The organism is Hyphomicrobium sp. (assembly GCF_019744875.1).
Taxonomy (GTDB): Bacteria; Pseudomonadota; Alphaproteobacteria; order Rhizobiales; family Hyphomicrobiaceae; genus Hyphomicrobium_C.
This window is the reverse complement of sequence record NZ_JAIETU010000003.1, coordinates 373443-398058: the sequence shown is the minus strand read 5'-3', so window position 1 is coordinate 398058 and position 24616 is coordinate 373443. Positions and strand designations below refer to the sequence as shown.

General features: G+C 65.6%; 26 protein-coding genes. 25 read left to right on the top strand and 1 reads right to left on the bottom strand.

Features of this window, described 5'->3' with window-relative positions; translation table 11 throughout:
* The first annotated feature begins 254 nt into the window (after positions 1 to 254).
* Entirely contained in the window at positions 255 to 629 is a 375-nt protein-coding gene (locus K2Y42_RS08765; RefSeq protein WP_291151161.1) for a polymer-forming cytoskeletal protein, read from the top strand.
* Positions 630 to 641: 12 nt separating this feature from the next.
* Positions 642 to 1463 (top strand): hypothetical protein, encoded by an 822-nt coding sequence (locus K2Y42_RS08760; protein WP_291151159.1) that lies wholly within the window; start codon positions 642 to 644, stop codon positions 1461 to 1463.
* Positions 1464 to 1673: 210 nt separating this feature from the next.
* Here K2Y42_RS08760 and K2Y42_RS08755 read toward each other — a convergent pair whose 3' ends face one another.
* Positions 1674 to 2021, bottom strand: a complete 348-nt coding sequence (locus K2Y42_RS08755) for a hypothetical protein (RefSeq protein WP_291151156.1) — start codon at positions 2019 to 2021, stop codon at positions 1674 to 1676.
* 185 nt (positions 2022 to 2206) lie between these two features.
* Here K2Y42_RS08755 and K2Y42_RS08750 point away from each other — a divergent pair, with 185 nt between their 5' ends.
* The 23 genes from K2Y42_RS08750 to glmM all read left to right on the top strand — a co-directional run bounded on the left by K2Y42_RS08750 (position 2207) and on the right by glmM (position 24527).
* The gene (locus tag K2Y42_RS08750) at positions 2207 to 2800 is read left to right on the top strand and encodes an HdeD family acid-resistance protein (RefSeq protein WP_291151154.1); all 594 of its coding nucleotides are present in this window, start codon (positions 2207 to 2209) and stop codon (positions 2798 to 2800) included.
* A gap of 131 nt (positions 2801 to 2931) precedes the next feature.
* A complete protein-coding gene (ruvC, locus tag K2Y42_RS08745) occupies positions 2932 to 3462 on the top strand; it encodes a crossover junction endodeoxyribonuclease RuvC (protein ID WP_291151151.1) in 531 nt (176 codons plus the stop codon).
* Positions 3459 to 4085 (top strand): Holliday junction branch migration protein RuvA, encoded by a 627-nt coding sequence (gene ruvA, locus K2Y42_RS08740; protein WP_291151148.1) that lies wholly within the window; start codon positions 3459 to 3461, stop codon positions 4083 to 4085. The genes ruvC and ruvA overlap by 4 nt, the downstream gene beginning before the upstream one ends.
* 488 nt (positions 4086 to 4573) lie before the next feature.
* A complete protein-coding gene (locus K2Y42_RS08735; RefSeq protein WP_291151146.1) occupies positions 4574 to 5020 on the top strand; it encodes a hypothetical protein in 447 nt (148 codons plus the stop codon).
* Positions 5021 to 5039: 19 nt separating this feature from the next.
* Positions 5040 to 5282 (top strand): hypothetical protein, encoded by a 243-nt coding sequence (locus K2Y42_RS08730; RefSeq protein WP_291151144.1) that lies wholly within the window; start codon positions 5040 to 5042, stop codon positions 5280 to 5282.
* 46 nt (positions 5283 to 5328) lie between these two features.
* A complete protein-coding gene (gene ruvB, locus K2Y42_RS08725; RefSeq protein ID WP_291151142.1) occupies positions 5329 to 6372 on the top strand; it encodes a Holliday junction branch migration DNA helicase RuvB in 1044 nt (347 codons plus the stop codon).
* Between the two features lie 164 nt (positions 6373 to 6536).
* Complete coding sequence (locus tag K2Y42_RS08720; protein ID WP_291151140.1) at positions 6537 to 7469, top strand: metallophosphoesterase; 933 nt, start codon at positions 6537 to 6539, stop codon at positions 7467 to 7469.
* Between the two features lie 50 nt (positions 7470 to 7519).
* Positions 7520 to 8044: a YbgC/FadM family acyl-CoA thioesterase gene (locus tag K2Y42_RS08715; protein WP_291151138.1), complete on the top strand. Its 525-nt coding sequence runs from the start codon at positions 7520 to 7522 to the stop codon at positions 8042 to 8044.
* 77 nt (positions 8045 to 8121) lie between these two features.
* The gene (locus tag K2Y42_RS08710; protein ID WP_291151136.1) at positions 8122 to 8787 is read left to right on the top strand and encodes a carbonic anhydrase; all 666 of its coding nucleotides are present in this window, start codon (positions 8122 to 8124) and stop codon (positions 8785 to 8787) included.
* The gene (locus K2Y42_RS08705; protein ID WP_291151131.1) at positions 8784 to 9110 is read left to right on the top strand and encodes a YnfA family protein; all 327 of its coding nucleotides are present in this window, start codon (positions 8784 to 8786) and stop codon (positions 9108 to 9110) included. Before K2Y42_RS08710 ends, K2Y42_RS08705 begins: the two co-directional genes overlap by 4 nt.
* Before the next feature lie 267 nt (positions 9111 to 9377).
* Positions 9378 to 10091 (top strand): protein TolQ, encoded by a 714-nt coding sequence (gene tolQ, locus K2Y42_RS08700; protein ID WP_291151130.1) that lies wholly within the window; start codon positions 9378 to 9380, stop codon positions 10089 to 10091.
* A 22-nt stretch (positions 10092 to 10113) separates the two neighbouring features.
* On the top strand, positions 10114 to 10575 hold the full coding sequence (gene tolR / locus K2Y42_RS08695; RefSeq protein ID WP_291151129.1) for a protein TolR: 462 nt from the start codon (positions 10114 to 10116) through the stop codon (positions 10573 to 10575).
* A 243-nt stretch (positions 10576 to 10818) separates the two neighbouring features.
* On the top strand, positions 10819 to 11889 hold the full coding sequence (gene tolA / locus K2Y42_RS08690; RefSeq protein ID WP_291151128.1) for a cell envelope integrity protein TolA: 1071 nt from the start codon (positions 10819 to 10821) through the stop codon (positions 11887 to 11889).
* 95 nt (positions 11890 to 11984) lie between these two features.
* Positions 11985 to 13529 carry a Tol-Pal system beta propeller repeat protein TolB gene (tolB, locus tag K2Y42_RS08685; RefSeq protein ID WP_291151127.1) on the top strand — a complete coding sequence of 515 codons (1545 nt, stop codon included), beginning with the start codon at positions 11985 to 11987 and terminating at the stop codon, positions 13527 to 13529.
* A gap of 271 nt (positions 13530 to 13800) precedes the next feature.
* Entirely contained in the window at positions 13801 to 13935 is a 135-nt protein-coding gene (locus K2Y42_RS08680) for a hypothetical protein (RefSeq protein ID WP_291151120.1), read from the top strand.
* Positions 13936 to 13973: 38 nt separating this feature from the next.
* Positions 13974 to 14096, top strand: a complete 123-nt coding sequence (locus tag K2Y42_RS08675) for a hypothetical protein (protein ID WP_291151118.1) — start codon at positions 13974 to 13976, stop codon at positions 14094 to 14096.
* 654 nt (positions 14097 to 14750) lie between these two features.
* Complete coding sequence (gene pal, locus K2Y42_RS08670; protein WP_291151115.1) at positions 14751 to 15218, top strand: peptidoglycan-associated lipoprotein Pal; 468 nt, start codon at positions 14751 to 14753, stop codon at positions 15216 to 15218.
* Between the two features lie 336 nt (positions 15219 to 15554).
* Positions 15555 to 16715, top strand: coding sequence for an OmpA family protein (locus tag K2Y42_RS08665; protein WP_291151112.1), 1161 nt, complete (start codon positions 15555 to 15557; stop codon positions 16713 to 16715).
* Between the two features lie 292 nt (positions 16716 to 17007).
* A complete protein-coding gene (ybgF, locus tag K2Y42_RS08660) occupies positions 17008 to 18060 on the top strand; it encodes a tol-pal system protein YbgF (protein ID WP_291151109.1) in 1053 nt (350 codons plus the stop codon).
* A gap of 99 nt (positions 18061 to 18159) precedes the next feature.
* Positions 18160 to 19503 (top strand): tRNA lysidine(34) synthetase TilS, encoded by a 1344-nt coding sequence (gene tilS / locus K2Y42_RS08655; RefSeq protein WP_291151106.1) that lies wholly within the window; start codon positions 18160 to 18162, stop codon positions 19501 to 19503.
* Between the two features lie 162 nt (positions 19504 to 19665).
* Complete coding sequence (ftsH, locus tag K2Y42_RS08650) at positions 19666 to 21588, top strand: ATP-dependent zinc metalloprotease FtsH (protein WP_291151103.1); 1923 nt, start codon at positions 19666 to 19668, stop codon at positions 21586 to 21588.
* Between the two features lie 173 nt (positions 21589 to 21761).
* Positions 21762 to 22850: a dihydropteroate synthase gene (gene folP, locus K2Y42_RS08645; protein WP_291151100.1), complete on the top strand. Its 1089-nt coding sequence runs from the start codon at positions 21762 to 21764 to the stop codon at positions 22848 to 22850.
* Between the two features lie 324 nt (positions 22851 to 23174).
* Entirely contained in the window at positions 23175 to 24527 is a 1353-nt protein-coding gene (gene glmM / locus K2Y42_RS08640) for a phosphoglucosamine mutase (RefSeq protein WP_291151097.1), read from the top strand.
* Positions 24528 to 24616: the final 89 nt, after the last annotated feature.

The window sequence follows — 24616 nt, the reverse complement described above, 5'->3', positions numbered from 1 at the left end:
CACGAACGGTGCGCGTTGGCCGCGTCCGGCGCTGTAGCTCGCGCGTTCTCGCCGTTTTGGGCGTCCACTGATTGATTTCGGGCGGTGCCGTCCGGTGACGCCGGCGGCAAGGGCGGCCGCGCCGGGCTGGGCTAAAAATCTTCGGCGATGCCGGAATAATTCGATTTCCCCTCATCGAGTTGCGGGCCGACCTTTCGACACATTCTTCGACCTACTTTTCCGGCTGTATCTGCGTCGCGGAAGAGGTCCCGCTCATGAGCACGACACTTTCGATCCCCCGTCAGGCGGCCATCGAAGGGGCCATCACCTTTCCCGGCAGCGTTGTGGTGGACGGCACGATCGTCGGCGACGTGAGCTGCAAGGAGATCCTGATTTCCGAGCGTGGCGCGGTCGAAGGGACCGTCATCGCCGAGACCGTGACCGTGATGGGCGAAGCGTCGGGCGCCATCTATGCGGATCACGTGACGCTCAAGGCCGCATGCCTCGTTACAGCGGAAGTGTTCCATAGCGGCTTCAGCCTCGAGAACGGGTGCTTCTTCGAGGGCAAATCGCGGCGTGTGGCGAACCCGCGCGCGCTTGCAGATCGCGTGATGATGGAGGCGGTGGAAGCCGATCGGCTTATCCGATAGGGGAGGCGGACCATGGTTCATGGGCAAAGCCGCTGGGCGGAGACCGTGTATGACACGCGGCCCAGCGATTTCAGCTTGGATATCGGTCCGGATGAGAGGATCGGTGCGGGCGTGCCGCGCGCATCCGCGTCCCGGGTTGCGTTTCGCTTCGTGCTTGCGGTTGGCCTGAGTGCAGCGTGGGCCGCGGCCGTGACCACCGCGGATCTTAAGAGCGTTCTTTCCACGGCGGAGCCCGTCGTCACGGCGGTGATCGATAAGGCTCGAGACATCGCCGCCAACGTGCGCGCGGCGAGCCCGCAGCCGGAGGCGGTCGCTATGGGATCGTCGGACGGAAGCTCGGGAGTGGCCTCGGGGCCGCTGCCCGGCGAGGCGGCCAGCAATCTTCCGCCGATCCTTTCCGTCCTGCCGGTGCAGGAAGAGAAGGGCGGTGGCGCGGGCGCGCCGGAGGCCACTGCATCGGTGGCGGCCGGTACGGATTATACGGAGACCGCCGAAGCGGCCGAAGAGCCCGCAGACAAAAAGGAGCGGCGCACACAGGCAGCTTCCGCAGGTCTCAGCCCCGATCTTCCGAACGTGCTCCTCTCGCGGCTCAGCCAAGAGGATTTCAAGAACGCGGCCTATGCCATCAAGACGGCGATCGCCAAAACCGCGGACGACGGCAAATTCGCGTGGCCGCCGTCGCCCTCGCGCCAGCAAGCGAAATTCGAGGTCCACTTCGTGACGGGCGCGGAGGCCGGCTGCCGAAGGTACGTCGTGACGGTGACGAAGGACCGCTGGTCATCGACGTCGGCGGCGCTGGAACGATGCGGTGCCGCCACGGCGCGCGCGGGCTAGGGCAATTTCCGATCTGACGGCTTCGCGTTAGTCCGCTTAATGAGCATAGCTTGAAGCGTGGCTGGGCCCTGACCTTCGTCAGGGTGACGGATTTATTGGTCGCTACGGACCGCTCATTTCCAACGTCATCCTGGCGGAGGCCAGGATCCAGTCACCTAGCTCCTCTTGCCGATTCCGTCAGATCGGAAAATGTTCTAGCGGAGCGGTCAGCTAGCGCCAGTAGACGCCGAGCGCGATCAGCACGGCGCCCGCGAGCAGCATCAGCATTGCGATCAGGTTGAACACCTTGGCCGCGAAGTGCCCGATGACGGTGCCGGCCGTGCGCTTCGCCTTGCCGGTGAGGGAGGCTTCGCGCGCGATCTCGTTGTACTTTTCCTCGAGCGCCGTGGGCGTCTCGGCCGAGCGCTTGCCGCGGGCCACCTGCCAGGCGCTGTCGAAGGCGGCACCCGCCAGATCGTAACGCGAGACGCGCCACATGATGATGACGCCGAGAAGGGCCAGTCCCGCGCCCCAGATCATCATCCATTCGTTGGCGCCGAGCTCTGCTGGAAACGTCATGGCGTGCCCTCCGATGGCCTGGCGTCCCCCCTCATCGGGCGGCGCGATTTGCTGCTGCGAAACCGGATCCGTGAACCGGCCGGTAGGATTAACGGAACGTTGGTTACGGATTTTACGGAGGCCGCGCAACCGATGGTGTAGACTTGAGGGCGATCCATACCGTCCACATCATCGGGAGATCGACCATGCAAGCTTCGCCTCATGCCGCGCCTCCGGGCAGCGTTCGTATGCGCCCCATGCTCGACGATCTCGCCAGGAACTGGTGGCTCATCCTGCTGCGTGGTGTTCTCGCCATCATCTTTGGTGTGCTGACGTTCGTCTGGCCTGGGATTACTCTTTTCACGCTGGTGATCATGTACGGCGTGTTCGCGCTCATGGATGGCGTGCTGGCGATTGTCGCGGCGATCCGGGGAGGGCTGCCCGCGCCGCGCTGGTGGCTGGCGCTGGTCGGCATTTTCGGCATTGCGGCGGGCGTGCTGACGATCGGGTATCCGCAGATCACGGCGCTGGTGCTGCTGCTGTTCATCGCCGGCTGGGCCATTGCGACGGGCGTGATGCAGATCTACGGTGCGATCAAGATGCGCCACGAGATCGAAGGCGAGTGGCTGCTCATCGCGAGCGGCGCGCTGTCGGTGATCTTCGGCCTCATGCTCGCCGCTTGGCCGGGCGCGGGCGCGCTGGCCATGGTGCTGGTGATCGGCTCGTTCGCCATCCTGTACGGCATTCTCCTGATCGGGTTCAGCCTCAGGCTGCGCCGGCATGCCGAGGTGCGGATCTAGGCGGGCGTTAAACCCGCGACCGGTTCGCAGTCCTTGCCTGTCCCACGCTCCGCCTTCATCCCATGATCATGGGGAGAGGGCGCTGCCTGTTGGCGACGACGAATCATCTCCGCCCGTGATATGCGGTCGGGATGCGGGGAGAGAGCAAAGTTCGCATCATCGGCATCGATCCGGGGCTCAGGCGCACCGGATGGGGCGTCATCGAGACCGATGGCGTGCGGCTGAGCTACGTCTCGTCGGGCCTCATCACGTCGACAGCGGACGAGGATCTCGCCTACCGGCTGCGCGAGCTGTTCGAAGGGCTGATGTGCGTGATCGCAGCGTCCGAAGCGCGCGAGGCGGCCGTCGAAGAGACCTTCGTGAACGAGAACCCGCGCTCCACCCTCAAGCTCGGGCAGGCGCGCGGCATGGCGCTGCTGGCGCCGGCCATGCGGGGGCTTAGCGTGGCCGAGTATCAGCCGAACCTGATCAAGAAGTCGGTGGTCGGCGCGGGGCACGCCGAGAAGAAGCAGATCCAGGCGATGGTCGGTTTTCTGCTGCCGAAAGCGCGCTTCGAGAGCGCCGACGAGGCGGACGCGCTCGCCATTGCGATCTGTCATGCGAACCATCGCGGTGCGGCGGCGCTGGCGCGGCGGCTCGTCAAGGAAGAGGCAGTGAGATGATCGGGCAGCTCAAGGGCGTGGTGGATGCCATCGGGGAAGCGCACGCCATCATCGATGTCGGCGGCGTCGGCTATGAGGTGCAACTCTCGTCGCGGACGCTGCGCAATCTCAAGCATGGCGAGACGGTGGTTCTGACCATCGATACGCATGTTCGCGAGGACGCCATCCGGCTCTACGGGTTCCAGAGCGAGGTCGAGCGGAGCTGGTTCCGCACGCTGCAGGGCGTGCAGGGCGTCGGCTCCAAGGTGGCGCTGGGCGTGCTCGGCGTGCTGTCGACGCACGACCTCGCCAACGCCATCGCGCTCGGCAACTGGGCGGCGGTGGAGCAGGCGCAGGGCGTGGGCAAGAAGCTCGCGCAGCGCATCGTCACGGAGCTCAAGGACAAGGCGCCGGGGCTGTCGGTGGCGGGGCTCAATCCGGCGTCGGGCGAAGCTCCGGATGCGGGCGGCGCGAGCGTGCCGGCGGCAGGCATGGCGGCGGCGGAGGCCATCTCTGCCCTGACCAATCTCGGCTACAATCCGTCCCAGGCGGCGGCGGCGGTGGCTGCTGCCATGAAAGAGCTTGGTGCGGAGGCCGACACCGCTAAACTGATCCGGCGCGGGCTCAAGGAGCTGGCGCGGTAGGGCCGCCAAGCGCAGAGGGCAGGTCCGGCGCTTGCGATCCGATCAGGGGGGGGCACTCAACCCAAAGGCGCGATCCTCAATAGCGAATGGGCATTCTACCATTGTCGGGCGCAATCATGACTAAGCTTTGTGCCTTTGGTTGCTCAGTTAGAAGAGCGAAAGATATAACAAAAGAGCACTTCTGGGGGAAATGGCTTCGCCGAGCATTCCCGGACTTATCTCGAGGTAGTCATACACAACATACCGTAACGACTGATCTGCGGAACAAGCGAGGTGATCGTATCGGGATACGCCCGCGTGGGAAGGGTAGACTAGCGCGACCGGGCGCTCCGATTTCCCAAACGCTACGTGTCGTTTGCGAGAACTGCAACAACGGCTGGATGGGTGACCTTCAGAGAAACGCCAAGCCCCTCATAAGTGATATGGTGCACGGCAAATGGCCCATCCTTGACTGTGCGAGCCGACTGCACGTCGCCAGATGGGCCATCATGTTTACGATGGTTTATGAGTTTGCGGACCCTGAAACAATGGCGCTTACTCCGAATGAGCGGCTAGATTTCAAAAAATCGCTTATACCTAGAGACGGTTGGATAGTAGCCGCAGGCAATTACGTTGGTTGTAATCACGGCGCTGCTTGGCATCGAGGTGGTTCTTTTTTAGAGGTTCTCGATCCTAATCACGTAGCTGCGGAAAACAACAACGCGCAAACAACTATCTTTGCGATTGGGCGAGTTGTGTTTTTCACGCTTCGGTATCCACCGCGGCTCAGGATAGACTGCGCGGAATTCACTTCGAGTGTCGGATTGTTCCCCGTCTGGCCACTCAACGCGCACGCCTTGCCCGGCAGGACGTTCAAAGTCTCTGACGAGGATGTGCCGAACATTCAATATGCATTCTGGAACGCCTTCGACACGGCAGTAGGCAGTAGGCAGTAGGGCGAGAGGAACGGCGCAGATGTGCAAACTGTTTTCGTTTCCGGTGTGGCTGGTGCTGTCGCTGATCTGGACGGGGGCGGTGGCCTATTTCGGCTACGTCAACGCACCCTACGCGCCGCTCGATGTTTCGGCGACGGACCCGGCAACCGTCGAGGCGCTGCGGGCTGCAACCGGCCGCCACGCCCTGATGTACGGACTGCTGGCCGCGGGGCCGCCGGCGATCGCGCTGATTTTCGGTCGCATGATCTGCCGGCGCGGCTAGCTCAGTCGCGCTTGACGGCGCGCGCAAACACGGCCACGAACAAAACATGACCGACCGCCTCATTAGCGGAGCGAAACGCGAGGCGGACGCCTACGAAGCGTCCATCAGGCCGCGCTCGCTCGACGAATTCGTGGGCCAGGAGCAGGCCCGCGCGAATCTGCGCGTCTTCATCGAGGCGGCGCGGGCGCGCGGCGATGCGCTCGACCATGTGCTGTTCGCCGGCCCGCCGGGCCTCGGCAAGACGACGCTCGCGCAGATCATGGCGAAGGAGCTCGGCGTCGGGTTTCGCGCCACCTCGGGGCCGGTGATTTCGAAGGCGGGCGATCTCGCGGCGCTGCTCACCAATCTCGAAGAGCGCGACGTGCTGTTCATCGATGAAATCCATCGCCTCAATCCGGCAATCGAGGAAATCCTCTATCCGGCGATGGAGGACTTCCAGCTCGACCTCATCATCGGCGAGGGGCCGGCGGCGCGGTCGGTGCGGATTGATCTCGCGAAATTCACGCTGGTCGGCGCGACGACGCGGGCGGGTCTGCTGACGACGCCGCTGCGCGATCGCTTCGGCATTCCGATCCGCCTCAACTTCTACACGGTGGCCGAGCTTGAAAGCGTCGTGACGCGTGGGGCGCGGGTGCTCGGTGCGCCGATCGCGCCGGACGGGGCTGCGGAAATCGCGCGGCGCGCGCGGGGTACGCCGCGTATCGCGGGGCGCCTGTTGCGGCGGGTGCGGGATTTCGCAGCGGTGGCGGGTGCGCCCGTGATCGACGCGGGCGTGGCGGACGTGGCGCTGAGGGCGCTCGAAGTCGATCACGCGGGGCTGGATGCGCTCGACCATCGCTATCTCACCTGCATCGCGGGCACGTATGAAGGCGGACCTGTCGGCATCGAGACGATTGCGGCGGCGCTGTCGGAGCCGCGCGATGCGGTCGAGGAAATCGTCGAGCCTTATCTTCTGCAACAAGGGTTCATCGGGCGGACGCCGCGGGGGCGTGTGCTGACGATGAAGGCGTTCCGCCATCTCGGGCTTTCGGGGCCGCCGCGCGCTTCGACGCCGGAGCTGCCGATGTTCGAAGGCGGCGAGGACGACTAGGCTGCCGCCGGGCGGACGTCATGACGCAACCTTCCGGTCATGATTTGGTGCTTCGGTAGAGCGAACGGCGAGCCCGTTTAGGGACGTGAGACCGCTCCGGCGGGCGCCGGTCAGCCGTCGTTTCAGCCTTTTTTGCAGCCCCATTTGCATTCCACGAGGCCCATTTGATCACGCGCCGACAACTGCTCAAGGGCCTCGCGCTATCGGGTGTCGCTTCGATGTCGTTCGGCGGCTATGCGCTGGCCGAACCGTTCCGGCTCGGCGTGACGCGGTATGCGGTGTCGCCGCCGGACTGGCCGGCCGGGCTGACGCTGCGCATCGCCATTCTGACGGACCTGCACATCTGCGAGCCTTGGCTCGGCATGGATCGCCTGCGCAAGATCGTGGCGCGCACGAATGCGCTGATGCCCGATCTCGTGTTTCTGCTCGGCGATTTCGTGCCGGGCGGGAAGATGGCGACCTTCGGGCGTCTCATCCCGCATGCGGAGTGGGCTGGCGCGCTGGCCGGGCTCAGGGCGCCGCTCGGCGTGCATGCCGTGCTGGGCAATCACGACTGGTGGGAAGACATCGAAACGCAGCGGCGGCGCGGCGGTCCCATCAAGGCCGGGGAGGCGCTCACGGCGGCCGGAATTCCCGTCTACGAAAACGACGCGGTGCGCCTCGAGAAGGATGGCCTGCCGTTCTGGGTCGCGGGGCTGGGCGACCAATGGGCGTTCTGGCCGACGAAGCGGGACCGCTCCCAGAATCGCGGCGCTACCTACGAGGGCGTGGACGACCTCGACGGCACGCTCGCCAAGGTGACGGACGATGCGCCGGTCGTGCTGATGGTGCATGAGCCGGACATCTTCCCGAAGGTGCCCGATCGCGTGGCGCTGACGGTGGCCGGCCATACACATGGCGGGCAGGTGCGCGTGCTCGGCTATGCGCCAGTGGTTCCCTCCCGCTATGGTCAGCGTTATCTGTTCGGGCACATCATCGAGGATAACCGCAATCTCGTGGTTTCGGCCGGGATAGGGTGCTCCAGTCTGCCGATCCGGTTCGGCTCGCCGCCGGAGATCGTGCTCGTCACGGTGGGCTCGGGGCGCACGTTTGCCTGACGTCAGTTTTGCCGCGCTTCCGAAGCGCACCAGCATTCAACAGAGACCTCATGAGCGATACATCACATAGCGATTCCGCTGCGCTACTGGGCGATGCAGCAGCGGGCTGGCCGGATCTGGCCGGGCGCATCATCGACGACGCAAGCGGGCGGCGCCACGTGCTGCCGGTGCGCGTCTACTTCGAGGATACGGACGCGGGCGGCATCGCCTATCACGCCTCCTACATCCGCTGGTGCGAGCGGGGTCGGACGGATTTTCTGCGTCTGCTGGGCACGGATTCGCGCCGCCTCATCGACGGGTCGGCCAGCCGGGAGCCGGCTGCGTTCGTCGTGCGGCGCATGAATTGCGATTTCCTGCGGCCCTCGCGCATGGACGACGTGCTGATCGTCGAGACGCGCGTCAAGGAAATCGGGGGCGCGAGCGTGACGCTGCTGCAAGCCGTGCTCAACCAGGACCGTCGGGTATTCGAAGCCGAGGTGACAGTTGTGCTGGTGGCCGTGTCGGGCAAGCCGTTGCGCGTTTCGGCGGAAGTTCGTGACGCGTTCCGCGCGCACTCGGAGGGCGGTGCTGCCTAAAAGCAAGGCGCATAGACAAGTCGTGGATGTACGACGATGATGCGCCGCGCCGCAGGGGTGGCAATCCGGGGGAAACCATGACGACCGCGAAAGATGCCGAAGGCATCGACCTCGATATCAAGGATGCGATCGAGGGCTACGAGCGCTTCCGCATGGAGTTCGATCGCGACAAGGCGTTCTACAAGAGCCTCGCGACCAAGAAGCAGAAACCGCGGCTGCTCTGGATCGGCTGTTGCGACAGCCGCGTCGTGCCTTCGCAGATCACGTCCGCCGATCCGGGAGAGCTGTTCGAGGTGCGCAACATCGCCAACTGCGTGCCGCCTTCGTTTGCCGGTGACGAAGCCGTGGGTGCGGCGATCGAGTATGCGCTGGGGGCGCTCGGCGTCGACGATATCGTGGTGTGCGGACATACGGGCTGCGGCGGCATCCAGGCGCTTGCCGAGCCGCTGCCGCCGGAAACGGATGCTCACCTTGGCCGCTGGGTCGAATATACGCGGCCCGCGCACCAACTCGTGGCGGCCGCGCGCGTGCCCGAGGACGAGCGCAGTCTCGCGACCATCCGCGCGCATATTCAGTTCCAGCTCGACAATCTCATGACCTATGACATCGTTGCGCGCGGCGTTGCCGAAGGGCGCATCGGAATTCACGGCTGGCTCTACGACATGGAGGCGGGTGAAATCCGGGCCTACGATCCCAAGACGGGGGCGTGGCGGTGCCTGTTGGACGAGGGGGCCGGGGCATGACATCGTTCGCGATCTTCTCGGTAACGGCGCTGCTCGAAATTGCAGGGTGCTTTGCGGTCTGGGCCTGGGCGCGGCAGGGCGCCCCGGCGTATTGGCTCGTGCCGGGGATTGCCGCGCTCGTTGCGTTCGCGTGGCTGCTAACGCGGATCGACACTGAATTTGCGGGGCGCGCGTATGCCGCCTACGGCGGGATCTACATCGCCGCGTCGCTGATCTGGCTCTGGGCGTTCGAAGGCGCGCGGCCCGACCGCTGGGACGTGGTGGGCGGCGCCATTTGCGTCGCGGGCGCGCTCCTCATCCTGCACGGTCCCCGGCCGGTTTAGGGCGCGCGGCTTCGGCAGCGAACGTCGTGCGGTGCGATGGCGTTTCCAGGCCGCCTTTTTCCGTCGAATGCCGCCGTCGCCAATTTGCGTCCGCTCCACAACCGCCCTCATTTGGGCATATTGCGCGGCAACATGGGCCTTGATGCTCCGTGCGCGCCGGTGCACGTTCGATCCGCGGGGGCTGGGGAGCGGATTGTCGATTCGGCACACTCATTTCCTCATGGCGCCTCGGCCGCCCGCTCGAAGCCTCGAAAGACGGTTGACGCAATGAATCCGCAAGACGTGACGCAAACCGCCCTTGCGCCTGCCGCGCATGGCGTATCCTTCATCGAGCTGTTTCTCCAAGCCTCGCCAACCGTGCAGGTCGTCATGTCGGGCCTCGGGCTCGCATCGATCTGGTCGTGGGCGATCATCATCGAAAAGCTGATCGCGTTCCGGCGCGCGCGCATCGAGGCAGACCGCTTCGAGCAGACGTTCTGGTCCGGCCAGTCGCTCGACGAGCTCTACAACGGCCTCTCGCGCGGGCCGACGATCACCATGGCGGCGCTGTTCGTGGCGGCCATGCGGGAATGGAAACGCTCCGTCGAGGGCAACATCCGCGCGCTCGGCGGCATCCAGTTGCGCGTCGAGAAGGTGATGGACGTGACCATCAGCCGTGAGATGGAGCGGCTCGACCGGCGGCTCCTGTTTCTTGCCACCGTGGGCTCGACCGCGCCGTTTGTCGGCCTGTTCGGCACGGTCTGGGGCATCATGCAGAGCTTCCAGGCGATCGCGATCTCCAAGAACACGAGCCTCGCAGTCGTCGCGCCCGGCATCGCGGAAGCGCTGTTCGCGACGGCGCTCGGCCTGATGGCGGCCATTCCGGCGGTCGTGTTCTACAACAAGTTTTCAGCGGATTCGGCCCAGATCTCGCAGCGGCTCGAAGCCTTCGCGGATGAGTTTGCGGCAATTGTTTCGCGCCAGATCGACGTGAGGAGCTGACCATCGGACACGGGACACTAAGATGGGAATGAGCATCAACGCTGCGGGTGGCGGCGGCCGGCGCAGAAGCCGGCGCGGCCGGCGTGCGCCCATGAGCGAAATCAACGTCACGCCGATGGTCGACGTGATGCTCGTGCTGCTGATCATCTTCATGGTATCGGCGCCGCTGCTCACGGTCGGCGTGCCGATCGAGCTGCCGCAGTCGCAAGGAAAGCAGCTCGAAAGCAATCACGAGCCGCTCACCATCTCGGTTTCGACCAATGGCGATGTTTTCATCGGTGAGACGAAGGTGACGATCGACGAGGTGGCCGAGAAGCTCAAGGCCATCGCCAAGAACGGCGTCGACGAGCAGATCTTCGTGCGCGGTGACAAGGGTACGAACTACGGCCAGATCATGCGCGTCATGGGCCGGATCAGCGCCGGCGGCTTCAAGAAAGTTTCGCTGGTGACGGAAGTGGAGGACGGGGCAGCCGCCCCGCAGTGATCGAGTACGGAGGGCTGAGGGTCCTCCGCAGGGCTCGTGCGAGGACGATGGGATGATGCAGTTCAGGCGAGGGAGCGCGGCGCGGGATCGCGCCAGCCCGCCGACATCATACCGGCCGGAGCAAGGCTCCGCGCGCCGCGTCGTGCGCTTGGTGCGGAACCAGGACGTCTGCGTTGGAGTGGAAAGCCGTCGCGACCCGGCCGGATCACAAGACGCGCTCGCATTCTCAGCAGGGGGACTGCCGTGCCGTTCGGCTTGACCCTGTCGATCCTTTTGCATGGCGGCGCGCTGGCGTGGATGTATCTCGCCATGCTCTCGACGCCGCCGCTCAAGGCGCCGGAACCCGCGCCGATCGAGGTCGCGCTCATCACGCCGTCGGACCTGCTTGCGCTCAAAAAAGGCAGCACAACTGCGACGGAACTCGAGGCGAAAGCCAAGGACGAGCCGAAGCCCGACATGTCGAAGGTTGAGGCCGAAAAGCCGAAGCCCATTCTCGCGCCCGAGCTTCCCGTCGAACCAACGCCGCCCGAACCCGAGAAGAAGGTCGAAGAGGCGCCCGCGCCGCCGCCGGAGCCCGCCAAGACGGAGCCGCCGAAGCCAGATGCGATCGCCGAAAAGCTCGCCGCCATGCCGCCCGATCCGCCGCCGGGGCCGACGCCCGACGAGTTGAAAAAGGCGGAAGAGGAAAAGAAAGCGGAAGAACTCAAGCAGGCGGAAGAGAAACAAAAGGCCGAGGACGAGAAGAAAAAAGCCGAGGAAGAAAAAAAGAAGGCCGAGGAGAAGAAGAAGGCCGAGGAGCGCGAAAAGGCGCGCAAGAAGAAGCTCGCCGAGCAGAAGAAAAAGGAACAGGAAAAGAAGAAAAAGCAGGAGCAGGCCGACCGCCTTGCGGCCCTGCTCGACAAGGATCCGACCCGCAAGGGCGCGCCCAACTCAGCGACGCAGCCGGAGAACCCGACCGACTACACCGGGCCGACGGCAGGTGCGGCCGAGGGCGATGCGCCGCGCCTTTCCGTGCGCGAACAGGATTTGCTGCGCGCCCAGATCAGCCAGCAATTGCGGGCGTGCTGGAAACTTCCGGGCGGCGGCGGCGGCATCGAGACGATGGTCGTGACGGTGCGCTGGCGGTTGCGGCCGGACGGAACGCTGGAGGGGGAGCCCGCTGTCGAGGCTCCGCAGGCCGGCCCGGTGTTCCAGATCGCGGCCGAGGCGGCGGTGCGCGCGGTCAAGGCGTGCTCTCCGTTCACGCTGCCCGAGGACCGCTATTGGGCCTGGAAGTCGATCATCTGGGATTTTGATCCGCGCGAAATGCTGTAAGCGTTATGCCAACGACGCCGCGCTCACGCCCGATTTTTGGGGTTTTGGCCTTCATGAGCACGCTTGTTGCCACGATCATATCGAAGATGAGGACCATGACCGAACCAAGCCTCCGCCCCGCGCATGCGCTGCGCGCGCTGTCCAAGCACGTCGTCCGGGTCCTTGCCGTTCTCCTTGCCGCCGCTGCGATCGGCACACTGCCGGTCCCGCAAGCGCTGGCGCAGGTGGACGATGCCTATCGCCCGCCGGCAGGTGGCGGCGGGGGCGGAAGTTTCGGCGACCAGTTGCGCCAGCAGGGCTACGAGGTGCCGCCGCCCGCTCAGCAAGGCCCGCCGGGTCCGCCGACCAGCGGCGGGAGCGGCGACTCGCGCCCGGGTGCAGGCGTGGATGGGTTCTCGTCCGATGGCCTGCGCGGCACGCAGCGCCAGGGCACGGTGGCGCCCATCCCCATCGCGATCCCGGTGTTTACGGGCGACGATCCCAAGCTCGCGGCCGATGTGGCGCAGGTGCTGATGGCCGACCTCGAGCGTTCGGGCCTGTTCCAGCCTCTGGATCCGGCGTCATTTCTTGAAAACATTCGCGATGTCAACGCATTGCCCCGTTTCCCCGACTGGCGCCAGATCGGTGCCGAAGCGTTGGCCGTGGGTCGCGTGACGCGCGGGCCGGACGGCAAGCTGATGAGCGAATTCCGGCTCTGGGACGTGACCAGCGGCAAGCAGCTCGCGGGACAGCGGTTCACGACGGGGTCGCAGAACTGGCGGCGCGTCGGCCACCTCGTGGCGGACCAGGTTTACGAGCGCCTGACGGGCGAAAAGGGATACTTCGACACGCGGGTCGTGTTCGTCGACGAGACGGGATCGAAGGCGAAGCGGGTGAAGCGACTCGCGATCATGGATCAGGACGGGGCCAACGTGCGCCTGCTGACACAGGGCCAGGAGCTGGTGCTGACGCCGCGATTCAATCCGATCGCGAGCGAGATCGCCTACATGGCCTACACCAAGGATCAGCCGCACGTGTTCCTGATGAACCTCGAAACCGGCAAGCGCGAGGCTGTCGGCGAGTTTCCGGGCATGACGTTTGCCCCTAGATTCTCACCCGACGGGCAAAGCGTGATCATGAGCCTGCAGAACGGCGCCGACTCGAACATTTTCGAGATGAACCTGCGGACGCGCCAGACGCGCCAGCTCACCAGCTCGGGGGCGCTCGACACCAGCCCGTCCTACGCGCCGGACGGCCGCCAGATCGTGTTCGAATCCGACCGCGACGGCACCCAGCAGCTCTTCGTGATGGGTGGGGACGGGAGCAATGCGCGCCGCATCAGCATGGGGGAGGGGCGCTATTCGACGCCGGTCTGGTCGCCGCGCGGCGACTACATCGCCTTCACCAAGCAGCTCGCAGGCCGATTCCTGATTGGCGTCATGCGTCCTGACGGGTCGGGAGAGCGCGTTTTGACCGAGGGCTACCACAACGAGGGGCCGACCTGGGCCCCCAATGGGCGTGTTCTGATGTTCTTCCGCGAGAGCCAGGGGGAGACGGGCGGGTCGCGAATCTACTCCGTCGATCTGACCGGCTACAACGAACGAGTCGTCAACACGCCCTCGTTCGGGTCGGACCCTGCCTGGTCGCCCCTCCTGAACTGAGACAGCGATTAACGCGGTCTTAACCGCCAGCTCTCTATCTTGCATGTGCGCGTCATGCGCGCCGTGATGGAATTAGCGCCGGAAAATCAGCCACTTCCGGAGTGCCGGCTTTTCGTTGCGAGTTGTTTAGAGCGTGTGGATATCGAGTTGCATTTTCGCATCAACGAGGGGGGAAAACAGTGACTTGGCACCCTCAGTTCTTGATCAAATCATGCAGCGCCGGTACCCAGATATTCGGCTCGTTGCCGAACAAGCATCAGGAGATAAGACCATGCAGGGTGTGAAGGGGCTGATCATTCTCTCGGCTGCCGTCGTCGCTGTTGCTCTCGGCGCTTGCCGTCGTGAAGAGGCGGCGCCGTTGAAACTCGGCGCCGAGGTTCCGACTGCCACGGAAGTGGCTCGCTAACGTCCGAAAATTTTTTGGGACACAACAGGAGAACTACCATGAAGGGCGCTATCGTTCTTGCCGCTGCTATCGTTGCTGTCGCTCTCGGCGCTTGCCGTCGTGAAGAGGCTGCTCCTCTCAAGCTCGGCGCAGACGTTCCGGCTGTTGCCGACGTTCGCTAAGGCGAATTCAAAATCGGCTTGGATGTAAAGTCCAGGTAGATTTGAAAATTAGAGCTGTCGTAGCGAACGCTGCGGCAGCTCTGTTTTTTTGTAGCGTGCTTTCCCAATGCGCGTGACGAGGCCGGTGGGCCCATGGAGCCGGCTGGAGCCCGGCGAATCCGACGCCCTGACAACTCGTTCCTGCCGACGAATCCGAGGCTGCGGATCGTGGGAAAATTTCACCGCCTACCGGACCTCTGCGTCGGTGTGCGCCCTTCCAGCCTCTTTCCCCAGACGATTTAATCCGCGTCACATTCGCTGCTTGCTGCATCGGGTGATATCGCTCATTTTCGGCTTGCGTCTCTCAGACGGCCATTTTGGCGGCTTCGCGCCGCCACGCTCATGGAGCGTCAGGCTCGTCTTCAAAGCCCATCAGAGGCAAGGGAGGCGCTCGCGGGAAACGCCGATGGAACGACCCGGGTTTGGACGATGAGATCATTTTCGGGGGATCTCAGCTTGGCATGGGACGTGGCCACATTTTCGTACTTTGGCTCGGGTAATTGGGTCGGTTAGGGGACAGTTTTGGCTCCGGTGCGCGGGCGTGCCGCCGTTGAGCCCACGAAAGGAAGATTTATGGCGCCTGTTTTTCGGGCCTCGGGCTTTATGTGTGCGGTAATGCTCGCGCTGACGGCAGCGACCCTCGGCGGGTGCGCCAACAATCAAAACGATCCGAACTCGCAGCTCGGGCCGGACGGCAAAGGTCCGATCACGCCGGGCACGCAGCGCGACTTCAGCGTGAACGTCGGTGATCTCGTGTATTTCTCGTCCGACAGCACGGACCTCACGCCGGAAGCCCAGGCGATCCTGCAGAAGCAGTCGCAGTGGCTGAGGCAGTATCCGCAGTTCACGATCACGATCGAAGGACATGCCGACGAGCGCGGCACGCGCGAATACAACATCGCGCTTGGCGCGCGGCGCGCGACTTCGGTTCGCAATTATCTCGCCCAGAACGGTGTGGCGGCGAATCGCGTTCGCACCATCTCGTACGGCAAGGAGCGGCCGGTTGCGGTATGCAACGACATCTCCTGCTGGTCGCAGAACCGGCGCGCCCAGACGGTGCTGAACAACCGAGTCGCGTCGTAAGATCGGCGCGGGCCCACAATTCGGTTTCTCCGATCGGCGGCATTCGAAATCAAAGCGCATGAGCTTCTCGCTCGTGCGCTTTTTTCGTTTCCGGGACGACGACCCGGCTTTACGTGGCGCGGTGTGGCGGCCGAGTGTGGCTATTCCGTTTGCGGCGGGTTCCGGCTCAACCGCTTTGGTGTGAACCAGGGCGTAAGTGTTGCCATTCTGCCTTGTTTCCAGGCTCCGGCGGCAAAGTTTAGCCGTATTGGAAGCGCACACGTGAGCAGGTTCCGGTGGCGGGTTCCGGCTGGTATTCCGCGCGTTTCCAACGGCCGGTGAAGTGAGGGTGCCTCCATGCGCGCGCACGGTGCGGCCGCAGGTCAGAAATCGATCATCCGCGACGCTTGTCGCCCCGCCCGTCATTCGATGGGCCATCGCTTCGCCCATCGGGCTGGAGGCACTGCTCTCTCTGTCGTCTGCCTTGCGGCTCTTCTTGCGCTTCCGCTCGCCACATCGATCCCGGCGCGATCTCAAACGTCCGATACGTCGAGCGGCGAAGTCCCGCTCGGGACGTTCAACATCCGAAATCCACACAGCGGCTTTTCCGTCGTCGAGCCGCCCGCGGGCGTGCCCGAGGCGAAGAGCGAGCAGAGCGAAGACGGCAGCAACCGCTGGTTCTTCGAGAGCTGGCAGAAGACGGCGCCTGCCGATACGGCCGAGGAGCTCTACGGCCAGGCCATGGCCGCGCTTGAAGACGGCCGCGCGGACAAGGCGCAGCCGTTGTTCGAACGCCTGATCGCCGAAGCGCCGCGGAGTGTGCAGGCGACAGAGGCCCGCCGCCATCTCGGGCGAATCTACAGCACCACGACCGGATCGACGACGCCGGGACCCGCGACGCCCGGATCGACGATGCCGGCAAAGGATCCCACAGCGGCGGCGGCCCTCCCGGCTGCGCATGCTCCCGGGCGTGCGCCTACGGCGGCCGCGGTCGATGCGGCCTCGTCGTGGACGCAAACCGAAAAGCGTGTCGCGCTCGACGTCGACCGGCCGCTCAGCCGGAGCGCGCTCGTACAGGCGCGCGTGTCCGCCGATATCGACGGGCGTTTTCTTTCAGCGGCCGGTGATCGCGTCTTCTTCAGCGCCAACAGCGCAAGCCTCGGCACGCGCGCCCAGAGCGTCATTCAGGCGCAAGCGCGATTCCTCATCCAGAATCCGTGGCTGTCGGCGGCCGTGGAAGGTCATGCCGATGACGGCGCTCTTCCCGACACTCAAACATTGGAGCTCTCCGAGCAGCGGGCCGCAGTCGTTCGCGACCGGCTGATCGCGGAAGGCGTGCCGGCGGCGCGGCTGACGGCATACGGGCGCGGCCGCGAAGAACGGGTGTCGGACTGCCCTGAAGCGGCGTGCCAGGCCCAGAATCGGCGCACCATCACGATCCTGCTGCAAGGCCGGATCACGGATGGTGAGCGTGGGTCGGATTCGGCCGACATCACGCAGTCACCGGCGTCCCAGTAAGGTCCACCCCCGGGGGCCGACCCGGTTGACAAGCGCCGGGGAAGGACGGAGAGCAAGTGAAGCCATCAGTTCGTCGGCGAGAGCTTGTCCGTGCGCCCTGGCCCGCGTGCTCTAAGCCCTCGCATTCGTTTCGTGCCGCACGCTGCGTTCACACGAGGCCGCGCGCAGTGACGTTGACCGCTCAATAAAGGAGGGCTCGTTGCCCATGTATTCCACCTCGCCCGTTCTTCGACGGCCTTTCGGTTGGTCCGCCGCGGGCCTTGCGATGGCTCTCGTGATGGGGGCCGGGCTGATGGGTTCCGGGGCTGCGCTGGCGCAGAGTTTCGAAACCGAGCAGCTTCCTGCCGTCAAGGGCGCCGGGACGAAGGCGCCGTCGCAAAAAGGGGCGGCGGGTGGTGCGGGTGCGGCGCCTGCCGCAGGTGGCGGTGGTGGCGACAGCGCGGGCTTGCGCCAGCGCGTCGAGCAGCTCGAAGGCCAGCTCGTGGATCTGCAGGTGGTGATCGGTACGCTCGAATCGCTGGCGCGGACGGGTGGGACGCAATCGGCGCCGGTGCGCAGTGAGCAGGGCGGTGGCATGTCGGCCGGCGACAGCGTGCGGCTCGACAGCCTCGAAACGCAAATTCGCGCTCTTACGGCGCAGGTCGAACAGCTCTCGAACGAGATGAGAGCCCAGGGGGCCGCCGGTGGCCGCCGCTCGGATGCGTCCGGGCCGTCGGGCCAGGGTTTCGGCGATGACGGCACGCAAACCAGCCGGTTCGGCTCGACTGAAGTGACCTCCGACAGCGGCTTCGAACAGCGCTCGCCGGGGCCTGCTGCCGGTCCAGGCCCGAGCGCGGGTGGGTCCGCATTCCCGCCGGTCGATCCGCAGCAGCCGTCTGCGCCGTCGACGTACGGCACCGAATCCTTGCCGCCGCCGCCGGGCGGCGAGCAGCACGCGGCCGCCGATCCGATGGGTGGGGGAAGCGCCAAGGAAGTCTACGAGAACGCCTACGGCCACCTGCTGCAGCAGGACTACGGCGCGGCGCAGGCCGGCTTCCGCGACTTCCTGAAAACCTATCCGAAGGATCCGCTGGCCCCGAACGCGCTCTACTGGCTCGGCGAGTCGCACTACGTGCAACGCAACTTCGCGGATGCCGCCGAGGCCTTCGACCTCGTGATCCAGGCTTACGGCACGAGCGGCAAGGCGCCGGACGCGCAATTGAAGCGCGGTATGTCGCTGGCGCAGCTCGGCAAGCGGCAGGATGCGTGCGCGTCGCTGCGGGCCGTGTCGTCGAAGTATCCGAATGCGCCGCCGCTTCTCAAGTCGAAGGCCGACACCGAGCGGCAGCGGATTGGCTGCCCGTGACGCGCCGGCCGCAGGCTCGATACGTCTGCCTGTTAGGCGCATGACGCGGCACGGCGTGCGGGCTGCGACCGATCGAGCCTCTCGCGATCGAGACGCTCCATGACGGACCCGCACCCTTTCCAGGATCTCGCATCAGTCGATGCGTTGCTGAAGGACGCGCTGGGGCCCTACCGGCGCGTCGTGCTGGCTGTTTCCGGCGGCGTCGACAGCATGGCGCTGATGGCGCTCGTGGCGCGCTGGGTCAAAGCGGGCCTTGCTCCAAACGGTCTGATCATCGACGTGGCGACGGTTGATCATGGCCTGCGCGCTGAGGCCGCGCGCGAGGCGGACTGGGTTGCGGAGCAGGCGCGTGCGGCAGGGTTTGCGCACGCGACCCTTGTGTGGCGGGCGGAGAAGCCTCTAGCGAGTGTGCAGGAGCGGGCGCGTGAGGCGCGCTATGCCCTGCTCGTGGCGCATGCGCGCGCCGTGGGGGCGGGCGCTGTGGTCACCGCGCACACCTCCGACGACCAGGCCGAAACCTTTCTGATGCGGCTCGGGCGGGGCAGCGGCCTCGACGGACTTGCCGGCATGGCGTCCGTGCGTGCGCTGCTGCCGGATGGATCCGTCGAGCTGGTGCGGCCGCTGCTCGGTGTGCCGAAGGCTGCGGCTGCAGCGGTTCTCAGGGAGAGCGGCGGCACGTGGCTCGAGGACCCCAGCAACGACCGGAGTGAATTCGAGCGCGTGCGCCTGCGCCAGGCGGCTGCGCATCTCTCCGCGCTCGGCCTCTCGAATGACAAGCTCGCGCTCAGCGCGCGGCGTCTTGCGCGGGCCCGTGTCGCGCTCGACACGATGACCGAGGAGCGGATCGAGACGCTCGTTGCTCTCAACAGCGGAGTGTTCGCCTCGTTTTCGCGCGAGGCGTGGCGGGGCGAGCCTGCGGAAGTGCGCATCCGCATACTGGCGCGGCTGCTCGGTGCGTTCGGTGGCGCGGCGAAGCCCGCGCGCCTGTCGCAGGTGGAAGCACTCGAAGCGGCGATGACGCGCGACGACCGGCCGATGGCGCAGACGCTCGGCGGGTGCATCGTCTCGCAGGGGCGCACGACGCTGCGGCTCTATCGCGAGCCGCCGCCGGTCGCTGCGCCGCCCGTGCCGTTGGAGGTCGGGCAGGAGATCCTGTGGGATTGGCGCTTCCGTATTCGCTACGAGCCGGGAGTTGGGGAAGGCGACGGAGAAGGCGATGCGCCCGATGCGCCGGTCGTGGTGCGGGCGCTCGGGCTCGCCGCGTATGCAACCTTGCGGGACAAATTTCGCCTTAACGACCGCCCCCCGGCTCGCGCCGCGGCCGGATTGCCCGCGATCTGGTCGGCTGACCGCATCATCGCGGTGCCCCCTTTGGCCGACAGGCTGCCCAGCGACGCCCGCTTCAGCGCCGAATTCATTGGGCTCAAGCGCAAGGTGAGGTGATCGGAGGCAGACCTTTCACCAAAAGCGAACGATGCGGCGTCTTCGCCGGAAAAGGCGGGGGCATTCAACTTGGCAAACACCCCCCCGCCCCCTATCTTAGCCGGTAATTGGCGTGGATCGTGCCGGTGTCCGTCCTGGGCGCCGGTTGGCACGGGAAAACAGATGAATCCAAACTTTCAGAAGCTTGCGATCTGGGTGGCGGTTTTTGTGCTGCTCGCCGCGCTCTTCAATCTCTTCAACAGCCCGACGCAGGGCCGTCGCGGGTCCGAGATCAGCTACTCGGATTTCCTGAATGCGGTCGAATCCGGCTCGGTCCAGGAAGTGACGCTGGCGGGCAATCGCATCCACGGCACCATGCGTGAAAACGCGACGCCGTTCACGAGCTACGCGCCGTCCGACCCGGGACTGGTTGAACGCCTCAAGGCGAAGGACGTGAAGTTCAACGCGCGCCCCTCCGACGAGGACGTGCCGTCGATCCTGTCCGTCATTCTCAACTGGTTCCCGATGCTGCTGCTGATCGCGGTGTGGGTGTTCTTCATGCGCCAGATGCAGTCCGGTTCGGGACGCGCCATGGGCTTCGGCAAGAGCCGGGCGAAGCTGCTCACGGAGCGGCAGGGCCGGGTGACGTTCGAGGACGTGGCGGGCGTGGACGAAGCCAAGGCCGATCTCGAAGAGATCGTCGAGTTCCTTCGCGATCCGCAGAAGTTCCAGCGGCTCGGCGGGCGAATCCCACGCGGCGCGCTGCTCGTCGGCCCTCCCGGTACCGGCAAGACGCTGATCGCGCGTGCGGTCGCGGGTGAAGCGAACGTGCCGTTCTTCACGATCTCGGGCTCCGACTTCGTCGAGATGTTCGTCGGTGTCGGCGCGTCGCGCGTGCGCGACATGTTCGAGCAGGCGAAGAAGAACGCGCCGTGCATCATCTTCATCGACGAAATCGACGCCGTTGGCCGTCACCGCGGTGCGGGTCTCGGCGGCGGCAACGACGAGCGCGAGCAGACGCTCAACCAGTTGCTCGTCGAGATGGACGGCTTCGAGGCCAACGAGGGCATCATCATCATCGCGGCCACCAACCGGCCGGACGTTCTCGATCCCGCGTTGCTGCGTCCGGGCCGCTTCGATCGCCAGATCGTGGTGCCGAACCCCGACATCGCGGGCCGCGAGAAGATCCTCAAGGTCCACATGCGCAAGAGCCCGGTCGCTCCGGACGTCGACGCGAAGACGATCGCGCGCGGCACGCCGGGCTTCTCGGGCGCGGATCTCGCCAACCTCGTCAATGAGGCAGCGCTGCTGGCTGCGCGCCGCAACAAGCGGCTCGTGACGCAGAGCGAGTTCGAGGACGCCAAGGACAAGGTCATGATGGGCGCCGAGCGGCGGTCCATGGTGATGAGCGAGGAAGAGAAGCGCAACACGGCCTATCACGAGGCGGGTCACGCCATCGTCGGCCTCGTCGTGCCCTACGATCCGCTGCACAAGGTGACGATCATTCCGCGCGGTCGCGCCCTCGGCGTGACCATGAACCTGCCGGAAGGCGACCGCTACAGCCGCACGCGCCAGTGGTGCGAAGCGCGGCTTGCGGTGCTGTTCGGCGGCCGTGAAGCGGAGATCATCCTGGGCGGTCCGGACAACGTGACGAACGGTGCGACCGGCGACATCCAGATGGCGACGCAGCTCGCGCGCGCGATGGTCATGGAGTGGGGCATGTCCGATACGCTCGGCCGCGTGCGCTACAACGGTAACGAGCAGGAGGTGTTCCTCGGCCACTCGGTGACGCAGACCAAGTTCATCTCGGACGAGACGGCGAAGCTCATCGACGAGGAGATCCGCAGGCTCATCCACGATGGCGAGGCGAAGGCCAAGAAGATCCTGACCGAGAACCTCGACAAGCTGCATGCCGTGGCGAAGGCGTTGCTCGACTTGGAGACGATCTCGGGCGACGAGGTCAAGGCGATCATGGCGGGCGACAAGATCGTGCGCCGCGACGACGACGGCTCGAAGGGGAGTGCCGGTCCGGCCGTGCCGAACGCCGGGCGCACGCGCCCGCGCGAGGAGCCGGGTACGGGCGGCATGGAGCCCCAGCCGGGTTGATGCGTCCGGTCGGGGGAGAGGGTCCGCGCACCATCTTTCCTTGCTGAGCAAGTTTGGTTTCGTTTAAGTGCTGGAGCGGCCGCGAGATGATCGCGGCCGTTTCCGTTTGCCGATGACCGATCCAGCCCGCTTCGGGGTCCATCCGACGAAGCGGCCATGGTCCGAGGATTGCCATGCAGCGCTCCATCTATGTCCGCCCGCTCGGGATCTATCCGAGCCAGATCGGGGACGATCCGCAGGAAGTCTGGGGCGGGTTGCCGCTGGCCGGCGGGCCGCTCGCGTTCTCGGCGCTCGAAGTGCTCGAACGAAGCCCGCGCGGCACGCAGCGCCGGACCATCGGTCTCGGTGAGCTGTTCGAACGCGACTGGGGGCGGAGCACGCTCGATGCGGCCGATCTCGTTGAGGCGATCCGCAGCCCGCGCGCGCGCATTGCGGGGCTGTCGCTGGATCGCCCGCGCCTCATGGGGATCGTCAACGTGACGCCGGACAGCTTTTCGGACGGAGGGCGGCACAACTCGGTGGACGCAGCCATCGCGCATGCTCTCGCACTCGCCGAGGAAGGCGCCGACATTCTCGACGTGGGCGGCGAGTCGACCCGGCCGGGTTCGGATCTCGTCGCGGTGGAAGACGAGCTGCGGCGCGTGATCCCCGTGATCGAGGGACTGCGGGCGAAGACGGACAAGCTCATTTCCATCGATACGCGCAAGGCCGAGGTGATGCGGCGCGCGGCGCAGGCGGGCGCCGATATTCTCAACGATGTCTCGGCGCTGACATACGATCCGGATGCGCTCGAGGTTGCCGCCGAAAGCGGGCTGCCCGTCATGCTCATGCATGCGCAGGGCGACCCCAAGACCATGAACGACAACCCGCAGTACAGCGACGTGGTGCTCGACGTGTTCGATTTTCTCGAGCAGCGCATCCGGGCGTGCGTGAACGCGGGCATTCCGAAGTCGCGGCTGATAGCCGACCCGGGCATCGGCTTCGGCAAGCACCTGCATCACAACGTGGCGGTGCTGGGGGCGATGAGCCTTTATCACGGGCTCGGCGTGCCGGTGCTGCTCGGGGCCAGCCGCAAGAAGCTGATCGGCCAGATCTGCAATGTGGAGGATCCGGCCCGTCGCGTGCCGGGCTCGATCGCGGCGGCGCTGCATGGGCTCTCGCAGGGTGTGCAGATCGTCCGCGTGCACGACGTGGCTGACACGCGCCAGGCGGTGGCGGTCTGGGAGGCGGCGCAGGCGGGCTCGGAATCGCGTCTGGTCTAGGGCCCCCCGAGGGGGCGTTTGCCTGCACCCGTCCGGCGGCGGGGCGACAGGCGAAGGCGGCATGAGGGTTGCGCTTCGCCGGCTGGGCGGGTAAGTGCGCGTTAACGATGATCGTACGATCCGCCGACCAATCGACCTGCGAAGCCCGGATTCTACACGCGCATGTGATTCCGTAGGACTTTCGGCGCCCGCGCGCGGGCGCGGCGGCCCCAGCACCTTTTGGGCCCGATAGGGATCGGGCAAAATGGGTATATGCACTCTTGGCTGGCGGTCGCGAGGGACATAAGATTCGCCCGTGGGGCATCTGACCGGTGAGGGGAACTGATGACACGCCGCTATTTCGGAACCGACGGCATTCGCGGGCTCGCCAACAAGCACCCGATGACGTCCGAAATCGCCCTCAAGGTGGGCATGGCGGCCGGCAAGCTGTTTCAGAACGGCTCGCATCGCCACCGCGTCGTGATCGGCAAGGACACGCGCCTCTCCGGCTACATGCTCGAAGCGGCGCTGATGAGCGGCTTCACGGCGGTCGGCATGGACGTGTTCCTGCTCGGGCCGATGCCGACACCGGCCGTCGCGATGCTGACGCGCAGCCTGCGCGCCGATCTCGGCGTGATGATCTCAGCTTCGCACAACCGCTATGACGACAACGGCATCAAGCTGTTCGATCCCGACGGCTACAAGCTATCAGACGAGGTCGAGCTCGAGATTGAGCGTCTGATCGAAGGGCCGAGCGAGCCGCTGCTCGCATCCGCAGACAGCATCGGGCGGGCGACGCGCGTCGAGAGCGCGCAGGAACGTTACATCGAATTCGCCAAGCGGACGCTGCCCAAGAACCTGCGTCTCAACGGCCTGCGGATCGTGATCGATTGCGCCAACGGCGCGGCCTACAAGGTGGCGCCCGAAGCGCTCTGGGAGCTCGGCGCGGAAGTCATCAAGATCGGCGTCGATCCGAACGGTCGCAACATCAACTACAAGTGCGGCTCGACGGCGCCTGAGGCGCTCATCGACAAGGTGCGTGAAGTGCGCGCCGATATCGGCATCGCTCTCGACGGCGACGCGGACCGCGTGGTCATCGTCGACGAGAAGGGCGCGATCGTCGATGGCGATCAGCTCATGGCCGTGATTGCAGAGAGCTGGAACCGCAGGGGCAAGCTCAGCGCGGGCGGGATCGTGGCGACTGTCATGAGCAACCTCGGTCTTGAGCGTTATCTCAAGGGCCAGGGGCTGTCGCTGGCGCGCACGCCTGTGGGCGATCGCTATGTCGTCGAGCACATGCGCCGGCACGGCTACAACGTCGGCGGCGAGCAGTCTGGGCATATCGTTCTGTCCGACTTCACGACGACGGGTGACGGACTAGTTTCTTCGCTGCAGGTGCTGGCCTGCGTGGTGGCAACCGGAAAGCCCGTTTCGGAAGTGTGCGCGCGGTTCACGCCGTTGCCGCAGGTGCTGCAGAACGTGCGTTACGTCAACGGCAAGCCGCTGGAAGACAGCCGCGTGCAGCGCGCCATCGAGGGCGCAAAGCAGAAGCTCGGCGATGGGGGACGACTCGTCATTCGTCCTTCCGGCACAGAGCCCGTCATCCGCGTGATGGCGGAGGGCGACGACGAGGGTCTCGTCAACACTGTTGTCGGCGATATCGTCGAGGCGGTGAGGACTGCCGCCAAGGCCGCGTAGAACATCTTAACGAAACGTTTTCGTCGAAGCGCGCACGGTGATCGCGACTGCGATATCGCCTGCGTGCGCGATGCTGCGCGTGTGCCACG